At 49.1% G+C, this 6,157-nt stretch carries 6 protein-coding genes; 2 read left to right on the top strand and 4 right to left on the bottom strand.

The genetic code is table 11. From position 1 onward, the window contains the following. Positions 1–130: 130 nt before the first annotated feature. Positions 131–802: a phosphatase PAP2 family protein gene (locus AC5JMP_RS19410; RefSeq protein ID WP_495853136.1), complete on the bottom strand. Its 672-nt coding sequence runs from the start codon at positions 800–802 to the stop codon at positions 131–133. Between the two features lie 161 nt (positions 803–963). Here AC5JMP_RS19410 and AC5JMP_RS19405 point away from each other — a divergent pair, with 161 nt between their 5' ends. Beyond that, positions 964–1,638, top strand: a complete 675-nt coding sequence (locus AC5JMP_RS19405) for a molybdenum cofactor guanylyltransferase (protein WP_495853135.1) — start codon at positions 964–966, stop codon at positions 1,636–1,638. Here the strand turns inward: AC5JMP_RS19405 and gloA2 are convergent. Both gloA2 and AC5JMP_RS19395 read right to left on the bottom strand, forming a co-directional pair. Then, complete coding sequence (gloA2, locus tag AC5JMP_RS19400; protein WP_495853134.1) at positions 1,580–1,972, bottom strand: SMU1112c/YaeR family gloxylase I-like metalloprotein; 393 nt, start codon at positions 1,970–1,972, stop codon at positions 1,580–1,582. The genes AC5JMP_RS19405 and gloA2 overlap by 59 nt on opposite strands. 45 nt (positions 1,973–2,017) lie before the next feature. Continuing rightward, a complete protein-coding gene (locus AC5JMP_RS19395; protein ID WP_495853133.1) occupies positions 2,018–3,250 on the bottom strand; it encodes a PQQ-dependent sugar dehydrogenase in 1,233 nt (410 codons plus the stop codon). Between the two features lie 607 nt (positions 3,251–3,857). Here AC5JMP_RS19395 and AC5JMP_RS19390 point away from each other — a divergent pair. Beyond that, positions 3,858–5,255, top strand: coding sequence for a calcium-binding protein (locus tag AC5JMP_RS19390; RefSeq protein WP_495853132.1), 1,398 nt, complete (start codon positions 3,858–3,860; stop codon positions 5,253–5,255). A 92-nt stretch (positions 5,256–5,347) separates the two neighbouring features. Here the strand turns inward: AC5JMP_RS19390 and AC5JMP_RS19385 are convergent, their stop codons facing one another. Continuing rightward, positions 5,348–6,127, bottom strand: a complete 780-nt coding sequence (locus tag AC5JMP_RS19385) for a ferritin-like domain-containing protein (RefSeq protein ID WP_495853131.1) — start codon at positions 6,125–6,127, stop codon at positions 5,348–5,350. Positions 6,128–6,157: the final 30 nt, after the last annotated feature.

The raw sequence follows: 6,157 nt of genomic DNA, 5'->3' as shown, positions 1-6,157 counted from the left end.
CCCACGCCACTAAAAATCCTTACCTTTACCTTTTAAGGACTACCGAAAGCGGCATGAGTTTGATTAGACTGAGGACTCCAGGTAAGAATCGTTTTTCTTCAAGGCTAGGCGCGCCTTCAGTCCTCTCAATTCAAACTCCAGTGATCTGAGCTAACCCGTATAAACAGGCTCCTAGCCAGATACCACCCGCAATCCAACCACTCAAAACATCTGTTGGCCAATGCACACCCAAATACAGTCGGCTGAAACCCACCCCTAAAGTAATGGCAAATGCCAAAGTAGCGGTAATAGCTAGGGGAATATCTAGGTATTGCGTGAAGTCAGCAGCCAGAAGACCATAAAAAGAAATTGCGCTCATGGAGTGACCGCTAGGATAGCTATAGTCCATTGGACGATCAGGAGATGCCCATAAATCCGGTCGTTCGCGCCGAAAAAAAGACTTGAAGATGCCATTGAGTAGCCATGAACCGCTCAGCCCGATCGCTAACACCAGAGCTGCACTGTTCTGGTTATAGTAAAGGAGAACTCCTCCGACAACAATAAGCAGGGGAACAGTGACCTCGCCTTGAGCCAGATAAGTCACCAATGACATGTATCGGTCTAAGGTTGGGTTTGCCCACGATTTAAAGGTCAGCAAGCAAGACTCTTCAAGAGGCAGCAACCACTTCCATAGGAGAAAACGCGCTAAGAAAACCCCTGCTGATAGAACGAGTGCGCCAGCAAACAGCCCTGCTAGTAGATAGGGCATGAAAGCAATGAGAGACTGAAATAACCAGTAGAGGCGAGTGCTGACCTCCGTCATCTGCAATTTCCTAAAATGGAGAACTATAGCTTGTGAATATTGTATGCTATTCACTTGAAAAATTCACTTGAAAAAAACTTATAGAGTGCCAGCCTTTATAAGTAGTGATCGATTATGAGTATTGATTAACGCGTAGCCTTAAAATTAATTGGTCTTAAAAGATGCGATATGCTCTAACCAGCCTAAGCGCGATCGTTCTAGCAGGTGGTTTAAGCACTCGCATGGGGCAAGATAAAGCTCTGATTTCGATCGCAGGTGTACCTCTACTTCAGCGGGTTTGTCAGATTGCAATGCAATGTACAGATACTGTTTATGTAGTGAGTCCTTGGTGCGATCGCTATCAATCCTTTCTAGATCAATCTATTTATTTAATTCAGGAAGTTCCTGCGCCTGGAGCCGCCAATTCTCAGACTCCGCTTAAGGGATTTGCCCAAGGTTTAGCATCTGTTGAATCTGACTGGGTACTGCTGCTAGCGTGCGATTTACCCCAACTTAAGATTGATGTTCTTCAAGATTGGATGGATAGTTTGGCATCCGTAAACCAGGAAGCAATCGCCCTCTTGCCTAAGAATCCAGAAGGCTGGTGGGAGCCGTTGTGCGGATTTTACAGAACTGATTGTTTAGTGAATCTAGAAGAGTTTTTAGAACAGGGAGGGCGATCGTTCCAAGGCTGGCTTAAGAGTCAAACTGTGCAAGAGCTAGTTTTGCTAGATGAGACAATGTTGTTTAACTGCAACACGTTAGAAGACTTGAATCAACTTCAAAGTAGCGGGTCAACTATCTCTCAATCTCATAAATTTCCAGAGGTAAACCATCTGGGTCTTGAAAAAATGTAAAGCGCTTTCCAGTGAGTTCATCCAATCGAATCGGCTCTATAGATATGCCTTTAGATTGCAGATCATTTACGGTTTCATCAATATCTTTGACTGCAAAAGATAGATGTCTTAACCCACAGGCTTCAGGGCGGCTAGATCTTTGCGGAGGATTAGGAAAGGAGAAAAGTTCGATCGCGTCTTTCTCTCCTACCCTCAAGTCCAGCTTATAAGAATCACGAGCAGATCGAAAGGTTTCCTGAATCACAGAAAATCCTAAAATCTCTACGTAAAAATGCTTCGACTTTTTGTAATCAGAGCAGATAATCGCAACGTGATGGAAGCCTTGAGTTCGCATAAAGAATTTGCATATGAGATTCCAAACCGCAAGTCTAAAATGACATTAGCTTCCCTGATATTGAATTCGATAGATGCGTCCATTTGCTTCTTCAGTAAAGAGCAGGCTGCCATCTGGCAAAGCTAGCATCCCAACCGGGCGACCCCAAGTTGTAGGTGCAACCGGATCGAGCAGGAAGCCCGTGACGAAATCCTCGTACTGTCCAGTTGGGCGATCGTCTGCTCCAAACGGAACAAACACAATTTTGTAGCCCGTTCCCTGATCGCGATTCCAAGAACCTCGGAAGGCTACAAATGCACCATTTTGATAGCGATCGGGAAAGGTTTCACCTTTATAGAACTGTACCCCTAAAGCCGCAGAATGGGCTTGAAACAACACATCTGGAGTTTGGGTGCGGGCAGCTAATTCTGGGTTGCGGCTGCGTCCATTATCAGTTTGACGAGGGTCGAGGCGATCGCTCTCCAGATAGGCATAGGGCCATCCATAAAATCCACCCTGCTGTACCCGCGTGAAATAGTCAGGCACCAGATCATCGCCCAACCCATCGCGCTCGTTGACGGTGGCATACAGTGCGCCTGTGGACGGCTGAATCGCCAAACCTACAGGATTACGAAGTCCGGAAGCGAAAATTTGCTTGCTGGATCCATCCAAATTCATCACCTGCACAGAGGCACGAGGCAGCTCTTCCTCATCTGCATTGGAGCGAGAACCCACTGAAACGTAGAGCTTTTGCCCATCAGGTGCGGCAATGACGTTGCGCGTCCAGTGCTGGTTGTAACCGCCACCGGGCAAATCTGCAATTTTTTCACCCGCCCCCGTCACTTTTTGCTGACCCGACTGATAGGGAAAACGTAGCACCGCGTCCGAATTGCCTAGAAAGAAATAGGAACCTGCAAACGCCATGCCAAACGGAATGTCCAGCCCGTTTTCAGCAGTTGCAAAGGTTTGGTTGATTTCAGCACTGCCATTTTGATCGCGATCGCCCAGCAGACGAATCCGGTTTTGCCGTGTTTCCGTGACTAGAACGTCGCCTGTCGGTGTAAGCGCCAGCCAGCGCGGACGGTCTAAACCTTCAGCGAAGACATTCACCGTAAAGCCTGCTGGAACCTTCAGAACCGGGTTTGCCGGAATCGGGATAACTTGAGGAGATTTTGAAGCGCTCTCGGTTGCGTAAGGCTGGGGCAAATCTCCGATTGTAATCTGAATGGGCGAGGGGGAAAGAGTCTCAGTCCGAATCGCATTAGGAACGATCGCCACATCCCTCTGTGGGCTAGCCACAGGGGATTGACTGGAAGGGGATTGACTGAAAGGGGATTGACTAGGAGACGATGGACTGGGAACTGTCGAAACCTTTGGAGCTGAGCTACAGGCAGACGCTAGAGCCGCGAAGAGAAGGATAAAGGGAAGCGATCGCATACCAAATAAGCCCACTGAGTTGAAACAACCTTTTGCAAGATCACGCTTTTTCAGAAGTAATCCCATCTAAAAGCTTTAACCGCCTTTATACACATTACTAGCAAATTTTTCAAAAGGCTGACCTCAGCCGTAAGTTATAGCGCAACCGCCAAGGCGGTTAAGACGGGGACATTTAGGGTGGGGCAGCGCTCCACCCTAAATGTGCTAAGTAAACGGGCGACAGCTACAGCAGCCACTGAGAGTGGTTATGCCAGGTGGAGGTTTAACTGCCCGCAGATATCTAAATTTGGGCATGAGAACTATTAGCCAAAACACCTGACTTTCTCTGACTTTTTCTTGCCGACAAATTGGAAGAGGAAATTTATCTTGGCTATAGAGCTGAAGACGACTAAAGAGACAAACAAGAGATCGATAGTGCATCGCTCAGTTCAAGCTTAGTTTCTTACTTTTAACTCAGGAGTGACTGATCATGGCAATAATTAATGGAACTTCCGGTAACAATAATTTAACTGGCACGAACACGGCTGACGGTTTTTTTGGCAGCTTGGGAAATGACACTTTGAATGGTGGCTTTGGCATCGATACAGTCAACTATCTCTTCTTTGGAAGTAATGTTCAAGCCTCGTTAGAAACCAAAACCGCAACTTTTCCGGGCGGTACGGCTGTCTTCAGCAGCATCGAAAATCTGACAGGCGGCCGTGGGGATGATATTTTAACAGGGGATTCCTTGAGCAATGTTCTGTTGGGCAATGGTGGAAACGATCGCCTCTCAGGTCTTGGCGGCAATGACACGCTGGACGGCGGTGCAGGCTTCGATGGATTAAGCGGCGGATTGGGAGATGATAGCCTCTCTGGAGGGGCAGACAATGATGCCCTCAACGGCAACGAAGGTAATGATACGCTCCGGGGTGGCGATGGCAATGATGTCTTGGACGGCGGCGATGGGAGCGATTTTCTAGCGGGTGACAAAGGCAGCGATACGATGATTGGCGGTGCGGGCAATGACTCCTTTCAATGGGTTGATGGAGACGGCAGTGATGCTATCCAAGGTGATGCAGGAACAGACAACGTGCTGGTCAACGGCTCTGTCAACCAGGGCGATCAGTTCACGCTGCGCCAGTCTGGAACGGGAGTTGTGTTTGAGCGTAACAACCTTGTGCCAATTACCCTGGCAACTCAGGCTGTAGAAACGTTCAATGCGATCAATGGTTTGGGCGGCGATGACTTGCTGATTGTGCGAGACTTAGGTGCTGCCAGCGGCATCTCGTTTATTCAGTTTACAGGTGGCGATGGCAACGATCGCATGTCGATCGCGTCAAACACAAGCGCCACAATCAATGCCTCTGGCGGTAACGGCAATGACGTGGTAATGGGTGGCGTTGCGGCGGATACGCTGTCTGGCGATACAGGTAACGACACTTTGATAGGCAGCGGCGGCAATGACATTCTCACAGGGGTTAGTTCAAGCTTCCAAGGTAATCTCGGACGCGGGGAAATTGACCTTTTGGTAGGAGGGGCAGGAGCAGATAGATTTGTGGTAGGCATTCAAGGAAGAGCGCTTTACAACGATGGCAATATCATTACCGATGGAGATGCCCGCAACTTCTTTGACGGTATCGACGGCACGGGTGACTTTGCCCGCATCACTGACTTCAAATCGGGTGAAGATGTGATTCAGCTTGCTGGACGTGCTAGCCAATATGTCTTGAAGCCGATCAACAATTCTCTGAGGGGCGGCTCTGCTGTACAGGACATCGGCATCTTCCTCAAAAATGGCCCAACGCTATTCCAGCCTGATGAACTGCTGGCGATCGTCCAAGACTCGTCTGCACTGAATCTCAACTCCACCCAGTTCCGCTTTGTCTGAACGCAGAAGATAAGGAGGCAGTAAAGCTGAGATTTAGCTTCGCTACCTTCTTATCCCTGAGAGGAGCTTATAGATGGGTTCAGCGCCAAGGCTTAAGCCGCTACTAGGTCAGGTTGGCTGACGGGCTGCAAATTCTCCGGCTCAGACAGCTCGACAGGCACCCCATCTTGAGCCATCGACGGCAGTTTGCCGCCCGTCTGCAAAAGACCGCCGACCATTGCCATCATGGCATCGACCTTGCGGGTGCGCCATTCGTCAACCAGAGCTGTAACCTGGGCATAGGGCAAGCGTCGATTCATTGCTTCTAGTAGGTATGCCGCATGACCTTCTTCATCTTTGGCGATGCTCATCATGCCTTTTTTCAAATTGACACTGGCAGCATCGCTGTCGGGCAAGGCATTTGCCATCCGAGCAAAATCCTTGCAGGCATCTAGCTCTAAGATGTGGGTGCTAGCGAAAAACATTGTCCAGTCAATCTTTTGAGGCGAAAGCTCGGCTGAGTCATAGCCTTGAAAATAGGCTTCAAAGAAGGGGCTACGACGACGCTCATCTGGCTTGCCGTCTGGCGTCTCCTTGGGGATTGCCTTGATGTCAATCACCTGCTTATCCAATTGCTTCAGGGCATGGGCAAAAATCTGACCATGACGCTGCTCATCCTGAGCATGACGCGCCAGCTTGTCAGCCAGCCAGGTATCACCCTCAGCGATCGCCCGCTCTTTCAAGGCTTCGAGAAACGGCACAGAGCCAGATTCAGCCAGCTGAAATCCGGCAAGCATATCGGGGCGAGTTTTCAAGTCGCGCATGTTATGCGCCGTAATGTATGCTGATGCACCCGATCCAACCAAATGGAGAAACTGTGTTAGGAGATTCATAATTTGTCGATGAGTGTGAAGAGCCAATCG

The sequence above is a fragment of the Drouetiella sp. genome (genome assembly GCF_059504425.1).
Note: the sequence above shows the minus strand (reverse complement) of the source record. Positions and strands in the feature narration are given on the sequence as shown.

Bases quoted from the DNA above. Each gene is read 5' to 3' on its own strand.
- AC5JMP_RS19410 (WP_495853136.1), bottom strand. From the start codon at position 802: ATGACGGAGGTCAGCACTCGCCTCTACTGGTTATTTCAGTCTCTCATT.
- AC5JMP_RS19405 (WP_495853135.1), top strand. From the start codon at position 964: ATGCGATATGCTCTAACCAGCCTAAGCGCGATCGTTCTAGCAGGTGGT.
- gloA2 (WP_495853134.1), bottom strand. From the start codon at position 1,972: ATGCGAACTCAAGGCTTCCATCACGTTGCGATTATCTGCTCTGATTAC.
- AC5JMP_RS19390 (WP_495853132.1), top strand. From the start codon at position 3,858: ATGGCAATAATTAATGGAACTTCCGGTAACAATAATTTAACTGGCACG.
- AC5JMP_RS19385 (WP_495853131.1), bottom strand. From the start codon at position 6,127: ATGAATCTCCTAACACAGTTTCTCCATTTGGTTGGATCGGGTGCATCA.